The sequence below is a fragment of the Psychrobacter sp. UBA3068 genome, assembly GCF_002366815.1.
GTDB lineage: Bacteria > Pseudomonadota > Gammaproteobacteria > Pseudomonadales > Moraxellaceae > Psychrobacter > Psychrobacter namhaensis.
This window is the reverse complement of the sequence record NZ_DFBY01000032.1, coordinates 97049-114618: the sequence shown is the minus strand read 5'-3', so window position 1 is coordinate 114618 and position 17570 is coordinate 97049. Positions and strand designations below refer to the sequence as shown.

Sequence of the window (17570 nt, the reverse complement as noted above, 5' to 3'; positions counted from 1 at the left end):
TCGTGACCAAGCCGAGGCAAGATCACGTACCTTTTGTTGTAAGGTTACGGCATTAGAGCTTGTTTTTAAGAAAGAAAATTCAGGATTGTTCTTTAAGTCAACAATTTTATTAACGAGGTTGGTGGCATTGACAAACTCATTTTTAGCAAACATCTCAAACGATATTGCCAGCATGTGATTCCAAACAAAACGTGCTGAGCCGACAAGATTATTTAGAATAATCTCCTGCTCTGCATTAGGCTCAAGCCTAAATTTATACGCTTTGTTGATTTTCATAAACGCCCATTCATTTTACTGATTTTAATGTGATTTTTTTAATGTAAGTTCTAAAGTTTATTATAGCTTGTTTCAGTATATAATTTTTATGACTATATAATAAACACTAAGCGAAACTCACCTCTACCCTAATGTCGGGTGGCGCCTCTTTCGCGGTTTTGATAGAGAAAAATAAGGCCTGTGCAAGCAGCCTTGTTTAGACAACGCATCTATCGCGCGCCCTATGATACGTGATTTTTGATACAGACTCAAAATATTCACGTTGAATGACACAAACTAAACCGATAAAAAAAGCACCTAATGACTAGGTGCTTTTTTTCGTTCACTTCTCGTTCATATAATCATTGAGATTACAATCTAAGCCATGAACGTTCATCTATTATATGACTCATAGTAAACGCTGTCTTTATGCGTGTCATACGTTGTTATCAGCGTCCACTTTAAAAGAGTGGCTTAGTTTAAGCGCTCTTTTAAGTTTTTACCAGCTTTGAAGCTTGGTACTTTACTTGCTGGAATGCTAAGCTCTTCACCAGTCTTAGGGTTACGGCCAGTGCGGGCTTTACGGTCTTTTACGCTAAATGTACCAAAACCAACTAGTGAGATGCTATCGCCAGCTTCTAATGCTTCACCAACACTTTCCATAACAGCATTCAATGCATCGCCAGCTTGAGTCTTATTTAGACCACTTTTGTCTGCGATGCTATCAATTAATTCTGACTTATTCATAAAATTTCCTTCAAGTTTAAGGGGGATAATAAACGCTCACGCCAAGTATTGTAACGCTCTCATCGCATTTAAGCAATAAAAACCACCTGACTGCGTATTAACAGGTTTCGCTTTGTTATCGTCTTTATATCAAGGCAGCATAAGGAGCGCAAGCGATTTTACATATTTTTGTCCACTGTACTACGTATTTGACACTCAATGTTACGCAAAGCCTTTGCAACTGTCTGATTAGCTCGCTATTTTAGCTAAGATATAAGGTGTTTTTTGACATAAAACGGTTATCAGTTACCCCTCATAGTCACTAACCCACTGTTTTCATCCATACTAAGCATCAATATTAGTGTGGTTATTGACCATTAAATTATCAGTTAATAATTTAGCAACTGACAGAAACGAGCGTTACTTTTTACTATAAAGGCGTTACTATAAGCAAAATATCACTGCAGAACGGTGGGTAGACTTTAGCCCTTTATTTGCCTTTTGCCTCTGATTTATCAAATAAAAAACGGATTATTTTCATGAAGCGTTCTACGTTGTCTCACTCTTTTCTTAATATTATTTTGGTGTTCATCGAGTCGGCGCTGACACTATTGTTACGTTTGGACCCTGAACTACGTAAAGCTGCCTATCCCCTTGCCAAGCAAGGTACGGTCGTGGCGTTGCGTTTGTATTTGCCCCATGTCGAGATTTTTGCCACCTTTAGCCCCAAAGGTGTCTTACTAGATGCTCAATTGCCCGTGGGCCGTAGTGAACCTGATGTCGTTATTAATGCCTATAGTATCCAAATCATTAATGCGATCACCACTCATGATAGCGAAACCACTGAAAAACTCCAAATGCGCGGTGAGTCTGTTCAGGTGCAATTGGTGAAACAGTTCATCATGCAGCTTGGTCTTGGTAGCTTAATTCAAGGTTTGATTAAGAAATTCAAAGGTGGCAAAGGCAAGCACCAGCCTTCTGAAGCTGAAATGGCGGATAAAAAAGAAAGCTATCAGCTACGTATTAAGGAACAACAGACCCAAATAAACACCCTAACCATCAAAAATCGTGAGCTTGAAACCACGCTAAAAGAACTGCAAAGCAAACAAAAAACCCTAACTATCGTCGCTGTGGTGGCTGTCATTGTTATGATTGGGGCTATTATCGCACTGTTAATGAGTTAGTTTTGACCGTATGATCGTTCATAATTGACTTCTGCTGCTAACGACTGAAAAAAAAGCGCTTAACACTTCTTAAAGGGTGTTAGACGCTTTTTTCTATATTTTCAGGTTTTAGAAGTAAACTTACCATTGTATTTTAAAACCGTTAAATTCGCTTTATCCTCTCTTTAGTGCTCTTACCACTCCCACCTTTTATCAGCCATTGTTTTTATCAATCGTGTTAATAAGCTAGATTAACCATTTAACCACACTTTAATCTTGACTAAATTACTCAGGATTAAGTATAATTGGCTTAATCGTTGCACACATCGGGTTAATCATCTGTTGTTTAATAACGATAAGACACAACTTAGTCGCTTTGATGTTCATCCAATAGCTTTTAAATGACTTTATAAGCCATTGCGAATCTCATCTGACTAAGATCGTTGTTAAATAAAAATGACATAAAAGTTTGGAGATAACACATGCGTTTGACTACTCGAGGCAGATATGCCGTTACTGCGTTACTAGATTTGGCGTTACAAACCAGCCAACAAGATAGCGCCGTATCCCTATCTGATATAGCCAAGCGGCAATCGATCTCGATCTCTTATCTCGAACAGTTGTTTTCCAAACTTCGTAAACGTGGCCTTGTTACCAGTATTCGCGGCGCAGCGGGTGGTTATCATCTAGCAAAACCATTACATGAAATAGATGTAATGAGCATTATCTCTGCTGTCGATGAATCTGTTAATGCAATGCAATGTGAAGGACGCGGAGACTGTCAAGGTGGTACAATGTGCTTAACCCACGATTTATGGTGTGCGTTGTCTAATCACATTGAGCAGTACTTGAAAAATATAACATTAGCGCAATTATTAGACATGGAAAATGTGCAATCAGTGTCAGAACGTCAGCACACATCCACTAAAGATATTTCTATAAAAGACATCAATACTATTACTCTATCGAACAGCGAGGCAAACCCAGCATGAGCCAACATAACAACCTTATATACTTAGATTATGCCGCCACCACGCCAGTTGCTAAATCAGTAGCGGCTAAAATGAGCGAGTATCTGACTGTAGATGGCATCTTTGGTAACCCAGCCTCGCGTTCGCACGGTTACGGCTGGCAAGCGGAAGAAGCGGTAGAAACCGCTCGCGGGCAAGTCGCTGAAGTGATTAACGCAGATCCACGCGAAATTGTCTTTACCTCTGGTGCGACCGAATCTGATAACTTAGCTATCAAGGGTGCAGCCCATTTTTATCAGTCTCGTGGTAAGCACATTATTACCAGTAAAATCGAACACAAAGCCGTACTCGATACTTGCCGTGAGCTTGAGCAAGAAGGTTTTGACATTACCTATCTTGAGCCACAGCCAAGCACTGGTCTGATCTTACCTGAGCAAGTAAAAGAAGCGCTACGTGAGGACACCATTTTAGTGTCACTCATGATGGTAAACAACGAGCTTGGTACGATTACTGATGTCGCTGCCATTGGCGAAATCACTCGCGAAGCTGGCGTGGTATTCCATGTTGATGGGGCACAATCGGTCGGTAAAATAAAAATCGATCTCGAAAAAATGAAAATCGACTTGATGAGTTTCTCAGGTCATAAAGCCTACGGCCCTAAGGGCATTGGCGCCCTATTCGTTCGTCGTAAGCCACGTATTCGCCTGAAAGCAGAACAGCACGGCGGTGGTCACGAACGTGGCATGCGCTCAGGTACATTACCTACGCATCAAATCGTCGGCCTTGGTGCCGCATTTGCCTTAGCCAATGAGCGCTTTGATAAAGACCACGCCCATGTTGCCAAACTACGCCAAAAATTGTGGGATGGCCTGCAAGATATCGAAGAGATTTACTTAAACGGTGATCTTGAACATAGCGTCCCTAATATTGTGAATATTAGCTTTAACTTCGTTGAAGGCGAATCTCTCATGATGTCGCTAAAAGACTTAGCAGTGTCATCAGGTTCAGCCTGTACCTCAGCGACACTTGAGCCATCGTACGTGCTGCGCGCTATTGGTCGCCCAGATGAGTTGGCCCACAGCTCCATTCGTTTCAGCTTCGGCCGTTATACCACTGAAGAAGATATCGATACGGTCATCAAGCAAATGCATGAAGCGGTTGATAAATTACGCGCCCTATCCCCACTTTGGGATATGTACCAAGAAGGGGTAGATCTAAACTCAGTCGAATGGGCTGAGCACTAAAATACAGAATAAAAGAGCAATATGGTTATCAAATATAACCATTACTCCGTTCATCAGACAATTAAAGTTAAGTGTTTGACCCCAATTATCGATGAGTAGATAGCGTTTCAAAGTTAATAAGTGACTACTCATCACCTAACTAGGAGAAAACCCCATGGCCTATAGTGACCAAGTTATTGATCATTACGAAAATCCACGCAACGTTGGCAATCTTGATAAAAATGCCCAAAATGTTGGTACCGGTATGGTTGGTGCCCCAGCCTGTGGCGATGTGATGCGTCTACAAATCCAAGTGGATGATAATGGTATCATCGAAGATGCACGCTTTAAAACGTATGGCTGCGGTTCAGCGATTGCTTCAAGCTCACTCGTAACTGAGTGGCTCAAAGGCAAAAGCTTGGATCAAGCTGGCGAAATCAAAAACAACGATATCGCTCAAGAGCTGGCGTTACCACCTGTCAAAGTGCATTGTTCTGTACTAGCAGAAGATGCCATTAAAGCTGCGATTAGCGACTATAAAGGTAAGCATGGCACGGCAGCAGTAACAGAAGAAGCCGCCAGCTAAACCAATTAGCGTATGCGCTATTGTTTTATCAGCAATGCTTTGGTAGCGGTTCATTGAACCGCTACTAATGCTAAAGAGGTGACAATGACGCTTATGTAATTGTCACCTTTTATTTTCTAAACGTTGTTAGCATATTATTTTGGCAAGCTCGTCGTTTTGGTTGCCAGTTTATATAGAATTTTATTGATATTTATTATTGATAGTCAATGGGAGTTGGCATGATTGAAATGACAGAACGCGCCGCTCAGCATGTTCGAGATTTTTTGGACAATCGCGGCAAAGGTGAAGGTATTCGAGTTGGTATCCGTACAGCGGGTTGCTCGGGCTTGGCGTATGTTTTAGAGTTTGTCGATACACCGGACGAAAATGACACGCGCTACGAAAGTCGCGGCGTCAGCATCTTTATTGACCCTAAAAGCTTGGTCTATTTGGATGGGTTATTGATGGATTATGAAAAAGAAGGGTTAAACGAAGGCTTTAAATTTACCAATCCCAATCAAAAAGGGGAATGTGGCTGCGGTGAATCTTTTACCGTTTAAGGTCTCCAGTTTACAGTCACTGTGATCAAAACGTCTAATTTTCCCTTCGAGCAGTGATAAAATATTATGGCTACAGTGGTAGCCAGTATGATAAGCCTGTGCGCAAACATAGCTAGACAAAGAATTTAAAAATAAATAAAAACAAGGCGTATGATATGACAGACATTACTCCAGAAGCACAGTTTGATAACTTCTTTGCCTTATTTGAGCAACCTGTACAATTTGAAATCCATCAAGAGCGTCTTGATCAACAGCTACGCCTGCTACAAAAGCGTTATCATCCGGATAATGTGGCCAAAAACCTAACAGATACTGCTCAAGCCCAACAGCATTCTGAGCAAACCTCAGCACTAATCAACCAAGCGTATCAAACATTAAGCGCCCCTGACAGTCGTGCTAGCTATTTGTTAGATCTAGCAGGTCAAGCGCAAAATGTCGAACACTCCATCGCAGACTTAGACTTTTTAGAAGATGCGATGCAGATGCGTATTGAGCTGGATGACGCCATTGAGGGCAAAGATCGCCAGACCTTAACCCAGTTACATCCACAGATTGTAGAACGGCTGTCTAAACAGTCCAAGCGTTTTGAGGACGCCTACCAGACCAAAGACTGGCAAACGGCGATTGACGCCACCCAAAAACTAAAATTCTTAGTTAAATTAAATGCTGATGTGACCACGGGTCTTGATGAGGTAGCGACATCTGAACATTCAGATGATGACGATTTGTACGTCTAAATATCTAACAGCTAGATTTACATGATCCACCCTATCTACCAGCGTTTATGTATGAACATTTTTAACTTATGACTCTTATTTAAACGTCATGGTTAAAATAGTACCAACTATACCGTATAATCTCTTATTTTAAGGCACGCTTAACCACTACGTGCTCTGTCTTTAGAGTAAGGTTACAGCCGTTACATGGCCCTAGTGCCTGTGGTGTATTGGCTTTATTTCACTTATTTATTTTATCTCTGAGTTATCTTATGTCTTTATTGCAAATTGCCGAACCCAATCAAAGCGCCCAACCTCATCAACATCGTTTTGGCCTAGGAATTGATCTTGGTACCACGCGCTCATTGGTCGCAGTGGTACGGTCAGGCAAGGCGCAAGTCTTAGAAGCAAGCTCAAGCGCCGATAATTTACTACCTTCTGTTGTCTATTATCCAAGTACCGGCGCACCACTTGTTGGCTATGAGGCCCTATCTCACTTAGCGGATGATCCAAAAAATACGATCGTCTCGGCTAAGCGTTTTATGGGTCGTAGCCAAGCTGATATCAAATTCTCTCATCCTTATGAGTTGAGTGGCAGCAAAGATGATATGCCAGCGTTCGTTACTGCTCAAGGCGACATATCCCCTGTTGAAGTCTCAGCGCGTATCTTATCAGCGCTTAAGCAGCGCGCTGCGAGCGCATTACCTGATGACAGTATCGAAGGTGCGGTGATTACCGTACCCGCGTATTTCGATGAGGCTCAGCGTCAGGCCACAAAAGATGCGGCACAAGCAGCTGGTATCACTGTGCTGCGTTTATTAAATGAGCCTACCGCTGCTGCAGTCGCTTATGGTTTGGATCAAACCGATCAAGAGAATAACAAAGAAAGCCATTACCTGATTTACGATCTTGGGGGCGGAACTTTTGACGTCTCTATCTTAAAGCTGACGGATGGTGTTTTTGAAGTATTGGCAACGGGTGGTAATAGCGCACTAGGTGGGGACGATATTGATCGTTTGATCACCAATTGGCTTATCAAGCAGTTAGATATCGATCCTAAAGACGTGAGCCGTCATGACAAATCGATACTTGCACAACAAGCCAAAGCTTACAAGCAAGCATTGACGGATACTGAACAAGTCAGTATTGACATCACGGTTAATGGGCGATCTTATCAAGGAGTCTTAGGCCGCGCCGATATACTGGCTATCATAGAACCCGTTAGCCGTCGTACGCTAAGCGTGTGCGAACAAGTACTGCGGGATGCTAAGCTCTCTGGCGCTGATTTAGACGAAGTTATCTTGGTCGGTGGCTCTACTCGTATGCCTGCCATACAGCAAGTGGTTACTGAGTTTTTTGCCAAACAGCCACTTTGCCGTCTGAACCCTGATGAAGTCGTCGCCTTAGGGGCGGCACAAACCGCACATCAGCTGGTCAATGGCGATAGCGATAGCAATCTACTGTTATTGGACGTAACGCCTCTGTCACTTGGTCTTGAAACCATGGGCGGGTTGGTTGAAGTGCTCATTCCGCGTAATACCCCCATCCCTGTCAAAAAACGTCAAGTGTTTACCACGTATCAAGATGGTCAAACGGGCATGGTTATTCATGTCGTACAGGGCGAACGCGAAACGGTAGAAAACTGCCGCTCACTGGGCCGCTTTGAGCTGTACGGTATCCCACCAATGAAAGCGGGGTTTGCCCGTATCGAAGTAACCTTTAGCATTGATGCCAATGGACAGCTGACCGTCAGTGCGCAAGAGACCACAACCAAAACAGAAAGTAAGATTGAAATTGTGCCTTCATATGGCTTATCAGATGAACAAAAAGAGCAATTACTGGTTGCCGGGTTTAAGCACGCAGAAGAAGATAAAAACGCGCGCTCTTTGATTGAAACCAAAGTAGAGGCTGAGCGTGAAGTACTCGCTTTACAATCTGCCCTGAACGAATTTGCTACTTTACTGTCCTCTGAGGAACAGCAGGTATTGGCAGAGCAGATACAAAAACTACAAACAGCGCTTAGTACTGATGACCTAGCTCTTATCGAAGCCGAGCAAGCCCAACTCAAACCCCATAGTGATGCGTTTGCTGCTCGGATTATGAATCAAAGCGTAAAAGCCAGTATGGCCGGTACAAGTGCCCAAGATTGGTAAGTGGATACATTGAGCAAAATAGCTTAGAATTCGTACTAAGCTGGCCTCTTATATTTTTTATTTTTTAAATTGATTAGCATCGGAAAGACAATTTATGCCAAAGATTACTGTACTCCCCCATCATGAGATTTGCCCTGAAGGCACTGAAGTCGAGCTAGAGGCTGGTGAAAATTTGTGTAAAGCTCTCTTAGAAAAAGGTATTAAGGTTGAGCATGCTTGTGAGATGTCAAAAGCATGCACCACGTGTCATGTGGTGGTACGTAAAGGCTTTAATAGTTTAGAAGAGATGGATGATATTGAAGCTGACTTATTGGATCGCGCTTGGGGACTAGAGCCTGACTCACGCTTATCGTGTCAAGTAATGCTTGATGACGAAGACTTAACCATCGAGATTCCTAAATACACGCTCAATCATGCAAAAGAAAATCACTAAACGCTCGTAGCAAATACTACTTAGCTATTTAAGAAAAAGCCAGCTAGTATCATACTAGCTGGCTTTTTTATACCCGATGTCGAAGGCCATTTTTTCAACAGTTACTTATGAACAGCTACTTATGATGATTGTCACTGTGTTTGGCTTCTGCCGCGATAGTCACTGCCACTTTTTCTTGCTCCTGCTCGATACGTTCAAGCGCAAAATTTAAGCGATCCCTAATATCTTGATAGTCATCATCTTTCATGTCTTTAAAATTGAGATGCAAGTTAAAACCCGGTAAGGTGTGGTCAACCCATTTTGATAGATGACCTTTATGCGCATCCGGATCCAGTACTTGCCACGCATTTACCTTGTTATCAAAGCCTTTTAGCTGAAACGCACCCGCATGGTGACACTCATAATTATGGCAGATATAATCGTAGGTGCTTTCACTGACCAATATCTTGTCTTTACCCGCGCTAGCCTCAAGTCTTGCTGCCAGATTGGCCTCTTTGCCAATCAGTGTGTAACTCAGACGATTGTTACTGCCAAAATTGCCAACGTGGCAATAGCCCGTGGTAATACCGATACGTATGTATAATCCCTCAAAACCCATCAAGCGCCATTTTTGTCTTAAGGTACGCATTTCACGGCGCATGTCTATCGCCATTGCCACACAGTCCAGCGCATCTTGACGCGGACCACGACTGTCAGGCTCACCAAAAAAACACACCATACCATCGCCAATGAATTTATCAAGCACCGCACCGTGCTTGTTAGCAATCAAGGTCATACAGTGCATATAAGTATTCAAAATATCGGCTAAATTATCAGCGCTTAAACTATCCGACAGCTCGGTAAAGCCTATTATATCTGAGAACATAATTGTCAGTTTTGCCCGCTTATTGGACACACTCACTGGGCTATCTGCTCTTACAATTGGCTCCCAAACTTGTGGTGGTACAAAACGAGTCAACTTATTAATAACCGAAACCATGGTACTCAGACGCCCTGTTGCCTGTTTAGCACGGACTTTATAACCCGTATACTCTTGATAGACGCGCCGAAACTGACAGAGCACAACCACCATACTGGCCAACAGTATCGTGTTTGACAGCCAACCTTCACCACAGTCCATATCCGTGCCATCTAAGATGGTACTCACATAGTAAAAAACGATGGCCGTCACCAAGGCCACTGTGATTAATTTTAGATAATTTTCAGGGCCACTAATGATGATGCGTATGCCAATCAGAAACACCAAACTGAGGGAGATGACAGGGCAAAACTGGAGCGACCCAACGACTACGGAAAATAAAATAATGACAATATTAGACGTCCAAAAGCTCATTTTGCGCCGATAATTGTAAATAAGAATCATCAAACTCGGTAGAGTTGTGATAACCAGTAGTGCCATTGAGGTGGGCCGAAAATCATAGTGCAAAGCAAGCAGTACGACCGTCAGAATTAAGACAAAAACCTCTGGATAATCAAATCGACAAACTCCTTCATTTTTTGACGGGAGCTTCGGTCTCAGCATGTCTAAAAAAGGCATATGGAGTGTTCGCTTTATCTAGCAGGCTATCGAAAAGACTAAGGTGAATAAGAGTAATATAAGTACATCTTTGGTTTTATGACTGTCATATATAAGACGATCTAATAATACATTATACTTTTTAAATAAGACAAAGCCTAGGTCATCGACAACTAAAAAAGTACCATTTATCATTTAGATAACTGGCTCTCTCCTGCTGTCCCTTATCTATACATCATGGATTCATTTAAAGACGATTAGTGCTGCTGGAGTAAACTTTGCGCAGCCTCTGTCTGCGTAGACGCAGCAAGCAAGTAAAATTTATGCCAGCAAAACGTGACAGTTTTATTGAGGCTGAGTTATAACCTGTCTAAATAAATAACACCAAAAGACAAAGCCAGACACTACTACGTATCTGGCCTCTTAGAAGCTTTCGTATACACCAAAATCAAAGTCGCTATTACTGCCATAGGCTATATGAAGACAATAAAATCAAACTTTAAACATCAAATCAAAAGTCTAAAGTATTATTTCATTTGCCAATCAAACGGCATTTGGTGATGACCACGTAATGCCATCATTAAGGTCTGCTGCATTTGTGCCAACACTTCTTTGGTGTAAGGAACGGCAGGCACGCCCCATACTGGATTTGGCCACTGCATATCGTTTTGATAGCGGACAATATGATGAAAATGCAACTGCGGCACTTGATTACCGAGGGCTGCCACATTCATTTTATCTGCTTGAAAGGTTTTAGCCAGTTGGCTTGACAACCAACTTGATTCGCGCAAAAACTGCGCTTGATCAGCCTCAGATAACTCATACAGCTCTTTAATACCAGACACGCGCGGCACAAGAATCAACCAGGGAAACTGACAATCATTGATTAGGCGACAAGTAGATAATGGAAAGTCACCCACTAAAAAACTGTCGGCCGCAAGTTTATGATGGAGTTGGAACATAATGACGGTTCTCTTGTTATGAATCTTAAATAAAAGGAAATAAAGGCAAAATACAATTAGAGTACGTTAAAAATACAACAGATTGAAGAATAGTGGCGCTATTTTATCAGTTATCCGGCGGATAAAATAGCACCATCACCCATTGTATGGATCGCCTAACTCACTTAGCCAAAATACCCAATACCCAGTTACTGTTACTGTTACTGTTACCAATCAGTCAAACTAAGCCGACTCTGCCACCATATGCTCACTAAAGTAGCGGAGTAACTCTTGAATCACCGTAACGCGCTGTTGCGGCGTTGCCAGTTTTTTGGCATCTTGATAGCGAATACCAGAGGCGCCATTCATCCGATAGTGCTGTCCATCTTTTTGGATTAGCTTAATAATAGCCAATGCATCGACTGGGGTGTCCGGTGCAAACTCCAGAGTCATACTACTGCTATTGGCATCAATTTTATTAATTTTAAGCGGCTCCGCTTGTAAGCGTAACCCATGAACGGCAAATAGCTGCTTGGTTTGATCAGGCAAAGTACCAAAACGATCAATCATTTCAGTACGTATATCGGTAAGTGCCTCTTTGTCATCGGCGTTGCTGATGCGCTTATAAAACAACAAACGCTGATGAACATCGTGCAAATACTCTTCTGGTATTAGCGCGGAGCTGTGCAGATTAATCTCACTGGTTAGCGACAAAGGTGTACTCAAGTCAGGCTCTTTACCCGCTTTAATTGCCTTAGTAGCGCGCTCCAGCATATCCATATATAGACTAAAGCCAATCGCCTGCATATTCCCGCTTTGCTGCTTTCCTAGGATCTCCCCTGCGCCTCGAATTTCTAAATCTTCGCTTGCCAGCATAAAGCCTGCGCCGAGCGTATTCGCCCGCTCAATCGCATGCAATCGGCGCTTGGCGTCACCTTTTAGACCTTTAATAGATGGTACGAGCAAATAACAATAGGCTTGATGATGGCTACGACCAACACGACCACGCAGCTGATGCAGCTGAGCAAGACCAAACTTATCAGCGCGCTCAATAATAATAGTATTGGCATTTGGAACATCAATGCCCGTCTCGATAATGGTCGAGCAAATCAACACATTGAATTTTTTATGATAAAACTGCTGCATCACTTGTTCAAGTTGGCGCTCTTGCATTTGCCCGTGGGCAACCCCTACGCGTGCTTCGGGTACAAGCTCACGGATGGTTTCTGCCATACGCTCGATACTGGCAACATCGTTATGCAATAAATATACCTGACCACCACGCAGCAACTCACGTAGGATCGCCTCTTTTAGCAAGGCTTCTGTTTTTTGCATCACAAAGGTTTTAATCGCCAGGCGACGGGCAGGTGGCGTGGCAATGATCGACATGTCACGCATCCCTGAGAGCGCCATATTGAGCGTTCTAGGAATCGGTGTGGCTGTCATCGACATACTATCTACATCGGTCTGAATGGCCTTGATACGCTCTTTATGACGCACACCAAAGCGATGCTCTTCATCGACAATCATTAACCCTAGATTGTAAAACTTTACGTCAGGTTGCAATAACTTATGCGTACCAATCACAATATCAACCTTACCATCAGCCAAATCAGCCAGCACTGTGTCTTGATGCTTTTTGCCACCAAAGCGCGATAACGTCTCGATACGTACTGGCCAATCAGCAAAACGATCTCGGAAATTGTCTTCATGCTGACCTGCCAGCAGCGTCGTCGGTACTAATACAGCCACTTGATAGCCTGCACTAACCGCAATAAAAGCGGCACGCATGGCGACTTCTGTTTTTCCAAACCCTACGTCGCCGCAAATGAGACGATCCATTGGCTGGTTTTGTCTCATATCCTCCATCACTGCATGGATAGCATGGGTTTGGTCGGGCGTTTCTTCAAAGGCGAATTGGCTAGCAAACAGCTCATACTGTGAGCTGTCTATTTTAAAGTGAATACCGACCTTGGCTTCGCGCCGTGCTTGCATATTTAGAAGCTCTGCGGCAACATCATGAATTTGCTCTAGTGCTTTTTGCTTTGCCTTGTCCCATTTGCCACTACCAATCTTATGCAGCGGTGCCAATGCTGGATCTCCGCCACTATAGCGATTAATCATTTGCAAATTGGCCACAGGTACATAAATACTGGCATCATCGGCATATTTTAGGTGAATAAACTCTTGCTCACCATCCCCTACATCTAAGGTAATCAAACCATGGTAACGCCCGATACCATGCTCGATATGGACAACAGGGCTGCCTTCCGTTATTTCAGTCACGCTCTTGACCAAAAACTCTTCTGACACACCACTTTGACGGCGGCGGCGCGTTTGCAGAACCTGCCTACCAAATAGCTGCGTTTCACTAATCAACACCAGCCGTTCCGGCACATAAACGCCACGCTCAATAGGAGCAACCGTTAAACCGACCTGTGGACGTTGATTATCGTTAAGATCACTGTCGTTATCTGTCGCTAAAAAATCCTCAAAGCTATCGTAAGCTTTGATATCAATTTTGCCTTTAAATAACTCAATTAGAATCTCGCGTCGACCCGCTGTTTCAGCAACCACCAACACGGGTGTCACCGTTTGTGCTTGTAGATTTAAAAACTCTAACAGGGCACTCAAAGGCTCAGCTTTTTGATGGTTCACTGCCAGCTGCGGTGGCTCTTGAGCGCTTAGGGTCACTAACCCTGGTTGGTTATTGGCTGTAAGACGCTCTAGTGCTGCGTTTTCACTGTCTACTGCCGCGACATTAGTCATGGACGCCAGTTCATCACGCGCGCTCAGTATAACGCGTGGGTAACGATTGAGATGCTCATTTAGGGTATTTGATAACAGATATAATAGCTCAGGGGCGACGATAGGCTTATCAATATCGTGACGGCGCTCTTCGTAGCGGCGCTGGATTTGCGACCAATAGTCTACCTGTTTTTCGTTAATTAACTCATCAGTAATAAACAAGGCATCGCTTGGCAAATAGGCAAATAGACTACTCTCTGCCTCCCAATCCTTTAGATCGAAAAAGAGCGGTTGGTAGTACTCGATGCCACTGCTTGCAATGCCTGCCATCACATCTTTATGCAGCTCAAACTTACGACTACTGGCATTTGGAAACATCGCTGCAAAATTGGTACGGAACGTCTCACGCCCTTCATCGAGCGGAAACTCCTTTGCTGGTAGTATTTGAAACTGTGCAATAGGTTTTGAGATGTCTGGCAGTTTATGAAGTAGCGATAGTGACTCTTTCGCCATACTCATATCATTGCCAGTCATCATGGCATTGAGATCCTCAACGGTCAAAGTGCGCTGCGTCTGCGGATTGAAAAAACGGATGGTCTCAATTTCATCATCGAATAAATCTAGACGCAGCGGAAATGGCTGACCCATCGCAAAGATATCAATGATACTACCCCGGACGGCAAACTCACCCGGCTCAAACACATTTTCAACCGCTCGGTAACCTGCTTTTGCTAGTAGTCCACGCTGCGTATTGATATCAAATTGATCGCCAACGCTTAAATCAAAATGTTGCCCAATCAGCCAACTTGGCGGTGCCACGCGGTGCATCAGCGCCTGTACTGAAATCAGCAACACACCTGATGTTGGCATATCCGTCAACAGGTTAATACGCTCGCTCACGATGTCTTGATGCGGGGACAGCTCATCATACGTCAGGGTCTCCCAATCGGGAAACACGTAGGCATCGACACCGCAAAATGCCAATTCCGTCTCTATTTGATTGAGCTGATTTTGGTCGCGAGTCACCACGACTTTGAGACGGTCAACCACATTCCATATCGGTGCCTGCATCAAACTTGCCAGCCACAAACTACTGACCGCACCATGCACCGGGGCTAGCCAACGCCGCTGTGCATCTTGAATAGGAAACAACTGCTGGTTAATAGGATCAAACGCGTCAGTCAAAGCAGTGATAGGCATAAAGAATAGGGTCAAAGTTAAGAGTCAGATGGCTATTATACGAATATTTGAGCAATTACCAAAATTTATGCCGTAACGGTTTGTCACTTAGAAATGTCACTTAGAAATGTCACTTAGATACGCTACTTAGAAACGCCACTTAGGTTTGTTTAAAAAACCTCAGCCCACGGGTGGCCTGAGGTTTTAGTTTATGTACACGCACTTGATAACAGGAGGTTAGATGAGCGCTTTATCACTGGCGATGATGCCATTATTATCTGCGTAAATAAACATGCCCGAGTTTAGAGTTAAATCTCCAAAGCTGATTTCAAGATCCGTTTGACCTTCATCGCGACGAGTCGATTTACGAGGGATACAGCCTAGTGCCATCACACCAATATCCATCTCTGCCATATCATCCACATCACGCACGCAGCCATACACGACGACGCCAGCCCAGCCATTATCGATAGCTGCTTGCGCAATCATATCGCCCAACAGTGCACAGCGCATCGAACCACCACCATCGACCACCAGCACCTTGCCATTACCATCATTGTCTTTGCCATCACTGTTCAACAAAGATTTAACCCGGCTATTGTCTTCAAAGCACTTTACCGTCACAACTTCACCGCAAAATTTGGTTTTGCCACCAAAACTGTAAAACGACTTGCCTTCAATATTAGGCAAACATACCTGAGATTCAGGATTAGCATCCAATAAGTCACACGTCACAAAATTCTCTTTACTCATCTTTATTGCTTCTGACATGGTAGTCTCCTTGTTGTTAACTGACAGCACGGTTATTAGAAATTTTCCTTCATCATAGGACTAGACTTTTTTCTAGTAGTTAATGTTTTACTCGGGTCATCGCAAGCATCTGCTTATTTTCGATCACATCAACTTGTTGAGTCATCGGCTCAGTGCGGTATTTGTTACGCTCATAAATACCATGCGCACTCATTGCCATCGCACTAGCGACCCGCTTGGCAGAAATAGGATGCAATGACAATGATTCTGAGACTAAAGGGGAGATAAGTTGAAACGCTTTTTGACCAATACTTTCAAGCGGACGGCCTTTATGTTTACCAAGTAGCAGTGAAGGCCGAAAAATAACCAACTGCGTAAAACCTAACGCTATAATAGACTGCTCCGTCTCTGCTTTTACCCGATTGTACAAAAAGCGACTGTCCATATCAGCATTCATTGAAGACAATAAAAAGAAGTTTTCAACGCCTTTTTGTTGACAGAGCTTAGCAAAATTCACGTTATAATCACGGTCAACTTTTCGAAAGGCTTCATCGCTACCAGCCTGCTTTTTTGTGGTGCCAAGGCAGCTAAACGCGTCTGTCTTACGGTCCACGCCAACGCTGGTAAATATTTCAGCCAAGTTGTCAAAATCATTAACCTGATAAAAGCGCATACTCGCATTGATATAGCGTGGCGGACGCCGTGCAATCACAATTAACGTGTCATAAAGCTCACTAAGCTGCTTAACAAGATGCTGTCCTACCAATCCTGTCGCACCAATCACAATTGCTTTTCGCTGCATACCCTATCCACTTATATACGGTTAGAAAACGTCTAATGATGAGAAGATGTGTCTTTTAGCAGACCATCGCTTTAGTATCATACCTAAATTAATAGAGCACTGACGCTATTCTACAGAATTTATTGTAAGAGTTTTTATCAGCTCTGATGTTTTGAAGCCAATAATCTTAGCAGTGACCCTGATAGACACTCTAAAAACGAAACATCCATGTGCCAGCATAACTTCTTTCAGCATTAATCATCAAATATATTGTCCTAAGCGCGATAATTTGCTAAGATAACCGGCTTTACACGTCAACGCTGTTTAATTATTCCAAACAGTTCTGACGCTTGCGATGACCTACTAATATTAGATCGTTTAATATTAGACATCGACATCATATTTGACGAGACGGCTGCTCGTCACCGATGATTGTTAAACCCATTATTGCAATCAACATTCATATTTTATCTGTCTTTATCAAGGAGATACGCGTGGCTAATACTGCACAAGCTCGTAAACGCGCCCGTCAAAACACCAAACGTCGTCAGAACTCTGCGTCACAACGCTCTATGGTTCGTACTTACTTAAAACGTGTTGATGCGGCTATCGCAGCTAAAGATTATGACGCGGCTACCGAAGCTTACAAAAAAGCGGTACCGGTTCTTGATCGTATGGCTGACAAAGGTATTATTCATAAGAATAAAGCTGCTCGTCGTAAGAGCCGCCTAAACAAAACAATCAAAGGCTTACAAGCTTAAGATTTTTAGTGTTTAGACCACATCGTGCTTTAATAGTGAGATGACTAAAACCTTGTCACTGGTTCTAATACTGGGGCAAGGTTTTTTTACGTCTGCTCAAAATACAGCCATTCAAACAATGCCTAACCA

16 protein-coding genes are annotated in these 17570 nt (G+C 43.2%); 9 read left to right on the top strand and 7 right to left on the bottom strand.

What is annotated here, in order from left to right; genetic code table 11:
- Positions 1–276 (bottom strand): helix-turn-helix domain-containing protein (locus tag B2P60_RS08345; RefSeq protein ID WP_286740655.1); only part of this gene is annotated, 276 nt, incomplete at its 3' end.
- A 453-nt stretch (positions 277–729) separates the two neighbouring features.
- Positions 730–1002 (bottom strand): HU family DNA-binding protein, encoded by a 273-nt coding sequence (locus B2P60_RS08340; RefSeq protein ID WP_045445077.1) that lies wholly within the window; start codon positions 1000–1002, stop codon positions 730–732.
- A 518-nt stretch (positions 1003–1520) separates the two neighbouring features.
- On the opposite strand from B2P60_RS08340, the gene B2P60_RS08335 reads away from it, so the two are divergent.
- From B2P60_RS08335 to fdx, 8 genes are all read left to right on the top strand, one after another.
- A complete protein-coding gene (locus B2P60_RS08335; protein ID WP_198334484.1) occupies positions 1521–2165 on the top strand; it encodes a hypothetical protein in 645 nt (214 codons plus the stop codon).
- A 461-nt stretch (positions 2166–2626) separates the two neighbouring features.
- Positions 2627–3136: an Rrf2 family transcriptional regulator gene (locus B2P60_RS08330; protein ID WP_193005361.1), complete on the top strand. Its 510-nt coding sequence runs from the start codon at positions 2627–2629 to the stop codon at positions 3134–3136.
- Complete coding sequence (locus tag B2P60_RS08325; RefSeq protein ID WP_286740650.1) at positions 3133–4359, top strand: IscS subfamily cysteine desulfurase; 1227 nt, start codon at positions 3133–3135, stop codon at positions 4357–4359. Before B2P60_RS08330 ends, B2P60_RS08325 begins: the two co-directional genes overlap by 4 nt.
- Before the next feature lie 154 nt (positions 4360–4513).
- Positions 4514–4924 (top strand): Fe-S cluster assembly scaffold IscU, encoded by a 411-nt coding sequence (gene iscU / locus B2P60_RS08320; protein WP_193005359.1) that lies wholly within the window; start codon positions 4514–4516, stop codon positions 4922–4924.
- Between the two features lie 218 nt (positions 4925–5142).
- The gene (iscA, locus tag B2P60_RS08315; protein WP_021814983.1) at positions 5143–5463 is read left to right on the top strand and encodes an iron-sulfur cluster assembly protein IscA; all 321 of its coding nucleotides are present in this window, start codon (positions 5143–5145) and stop codon (positions 5461–5463) included.
- 155 nt (positions 5464–5618) lie between these two features.
- The gene (gene hscB, locus B2P60_RS08310) at positions 5619–6200 is read left to right on the top strand and encodes a Fe-S protein assembly co-chaperone HscB (RefSeq protein ID WP_286740647.1); all 582 of its coding nucleotides are present in this window, start codon (positions 5619–5621) and stop codon (positions 6198–6200) included.
- A 251-nt stretch (positions 6201–6451) separates the two neighbouring features.
- On the top strand, positions 6452–8332 hold the full coding sequence (hscA, locus tag B2P60_RS08305; protein WP_286740644.1) for a Fe-S protein assembly chaperone HscA: 1881 nt from the start codon (positions 6452–6454) through the stop codon (positions 8330–8332).
- A gap of 94 nt (positions 8333–8426) precedes the next feature.
- On the top strand, positions 8427–8765 hold the full coding sequence (gene fdx, locus B2P60_RS08300; protein ID WP_193005356.1) for an ISC system 2Fe-2S type ferredoxin: 339 nt from the start codon (positions 8427–8429) through the stop codon (positions 8763–8765).
- Between the two features lie 115 nt (positions 8766–8880).
- On the opposite strand, the gene B2P60_RS08295 is transcribed toward fdx, so the two are convergent.
- From B2P60_RS08295 to B2P60_RS08275, 5 genes are all read right to left on the bottom strand, one after another.
- A complete protein-coding gene (locus tag B2P60_RS08295) occupies positions 8881–10302 on the bottom strand; it encodes an adenylate/guanylate cyclase domain-containing protein (RefSeq protein ID WP_286740642.1) in 1422 nt (473 codons plus the stop codon).
- 506 nt (positions 10303–10808) lie between these two features.
- Positions 10809–11243: an HIT domain-containing protein gene (locus B2P60_RS08290; RefSeq protein ID WP_193005354.1), complete on the bottom strand. Its 435-nt coding sequence runs from the start codon at positions 11241–11243 to the stop codon at positions 10809–10811.
- Positions 11244–11465: 222 nt separating this feature from the next.
- Positions 11466–15170 carry a transcription-repair coupling factor gene (gene mfd, locus B2P60_RS08285; protein WP_286740641.1) on the bottom strand — a complete coding sequence of 1235 codons (3705 nt, stop codon included), beginning with the start codon at positions 15168–15170 and terminating at the stop codon, positions 11466–11468.
- A 216-nt stretch (positions 15171–15386) separates the two neighbouring features.
- Positions 15387–15902 carry a ribonuclease E activity regulator RraA gene (gene rraA / locus B2P60_RS08280; protein WP_286740662.1) on the bottom strand — a complete coding sequence of 172 codons (516 nt, stop codon included), beginning with the start codon at positions 15900–15902 and terminating at the stop codon, positions 15387–15389.
- Between the two features lie 97 nt (positions 15903–15999).
- Positions 16000–16701 (bottom strand): NAD-dependent epimerase/dehydratase family protein, encoded by a 702-nt coding sequence (locus B2P60_RS08275; RefSeq protein ID WP_193005352.1) that lies wholly within the window; start codon positions 16699–16701, stop codon positions 16000–16002.
- 473 nt (positions 16702–17174) lie between these two features.
- On the opposite strand from B2P60_RS08275, the gene rpsT reads away from it, so the two are divergent.
- On the top strand, positions 17175–17441 hold the full coding sequence (gene rpsT / locus B2P60_RS08270) for a 30S ribosomal protein S20 (RefSeq protein ID WP_010200097.1): 267 nt from the start codon (positions 17175–17177) through the stop codon (positions 17439–17441).
- Positions 17442–17570: the final 129 nt, after the last annotated feature.

Excerpts from the sequence above, each read along its gene's own strand:
- B2P60_RS08340 (WP_045445077.1), bottom strand. The coding sequence starts at position 1,002 with ATGAATAAGTCAGAATTAATTGATAGCATCGCAGACAAAAGTGGTCTA.
- B2P60_RS08335 (WP_198334484.1), top strand. The coding sequence starts at position 1,521 with ATGAAGCGTTCTACGTTGTCTCACTCTTTTCTTAATATTATTTTGGTG.
- B2P60_RS08330 (WP_193005361.1), top strand. The coding sequence starts at position 2,627 with ATGCGTTTGACTACTCGAGGCAGATATGCCGTTACTGCGTTACTAGAT.
- B2P60_RS08325 (WP_286740650.1), top strand. The coding sequence starts at position 3,133 with ATGAGCCAACATAACAACCTTATATACTTAGATTATGCCGCCACCACG.
- iscU (WP_193005359.1), top strand. The coding sequence starts at position 4,514 with ATGGCCTATAGTGACCAAGTTATTGATCATTACGAAAATCCACGCAAC.
- iscA (WP_021814983.1), top strand. The coding sequence starts at position 5,143 with ATGATTGAAATGACAGAACGCGCCGCTCAGCATGTTCGAGATTTTTTG.
- hscB (WP_286740647.1), top strand. The coding sequence starts at position 5,619 with ATGACAGACATTACTCCAGAAGCACAGTTTGATAACTTCTTTGCCTTA.
- hscA (WP_286740644.1), top strand. The coding sequence starts at position 6,452 with ATGTCTTTATTGCAAATTGCCGAACCCAATCAAAGCGCCCAACCTCAT.
- fdx (WP_193005356.1), top strand. The coding sequence starts at position 8,427 with ATGCCAAAGATTACTGTACTCCCCCATCATGAGATTTGCCCTGAAGGC.
- B2P60_RS08295 (WP_286740642.1), bottom strand. The coding sequence starts at position 10,302 with ATGCCTTTTTTAGACATGCTGAGACCGAAGCTCCCGTCAAAAAATGAA.
- B2P60_RS08290 (WP_193005354.1), bottom strand. The coding sequence starts at position 11,243 with ATGTTCCAACTCCATCATAAACTTGCGGCCGACAGTTTTTTAGTGGGT.
- mfd (WP_286740641.1), bottom strand. The coding sequence starts at position 15,170 with ATGCCTATCACTGCTTTGACTGACGCGTTTGATCCTATTAACCAGCAG.
- rraA (WP_286740662.1), bottom strand. The coding sequence starts at position 15,902 with ATGAGTAAAGAGAATTTTGTGACGTGTGACTTATTGGATGCTAATCCT.
- B2P60_RS08275 (WP_193005352.1), bottom strand. The coding sequence starts at position 16,701 with ATGCAGCGAAAAGCAATTGTGATTGGTGCGACAGGATTGGTAGGACAG.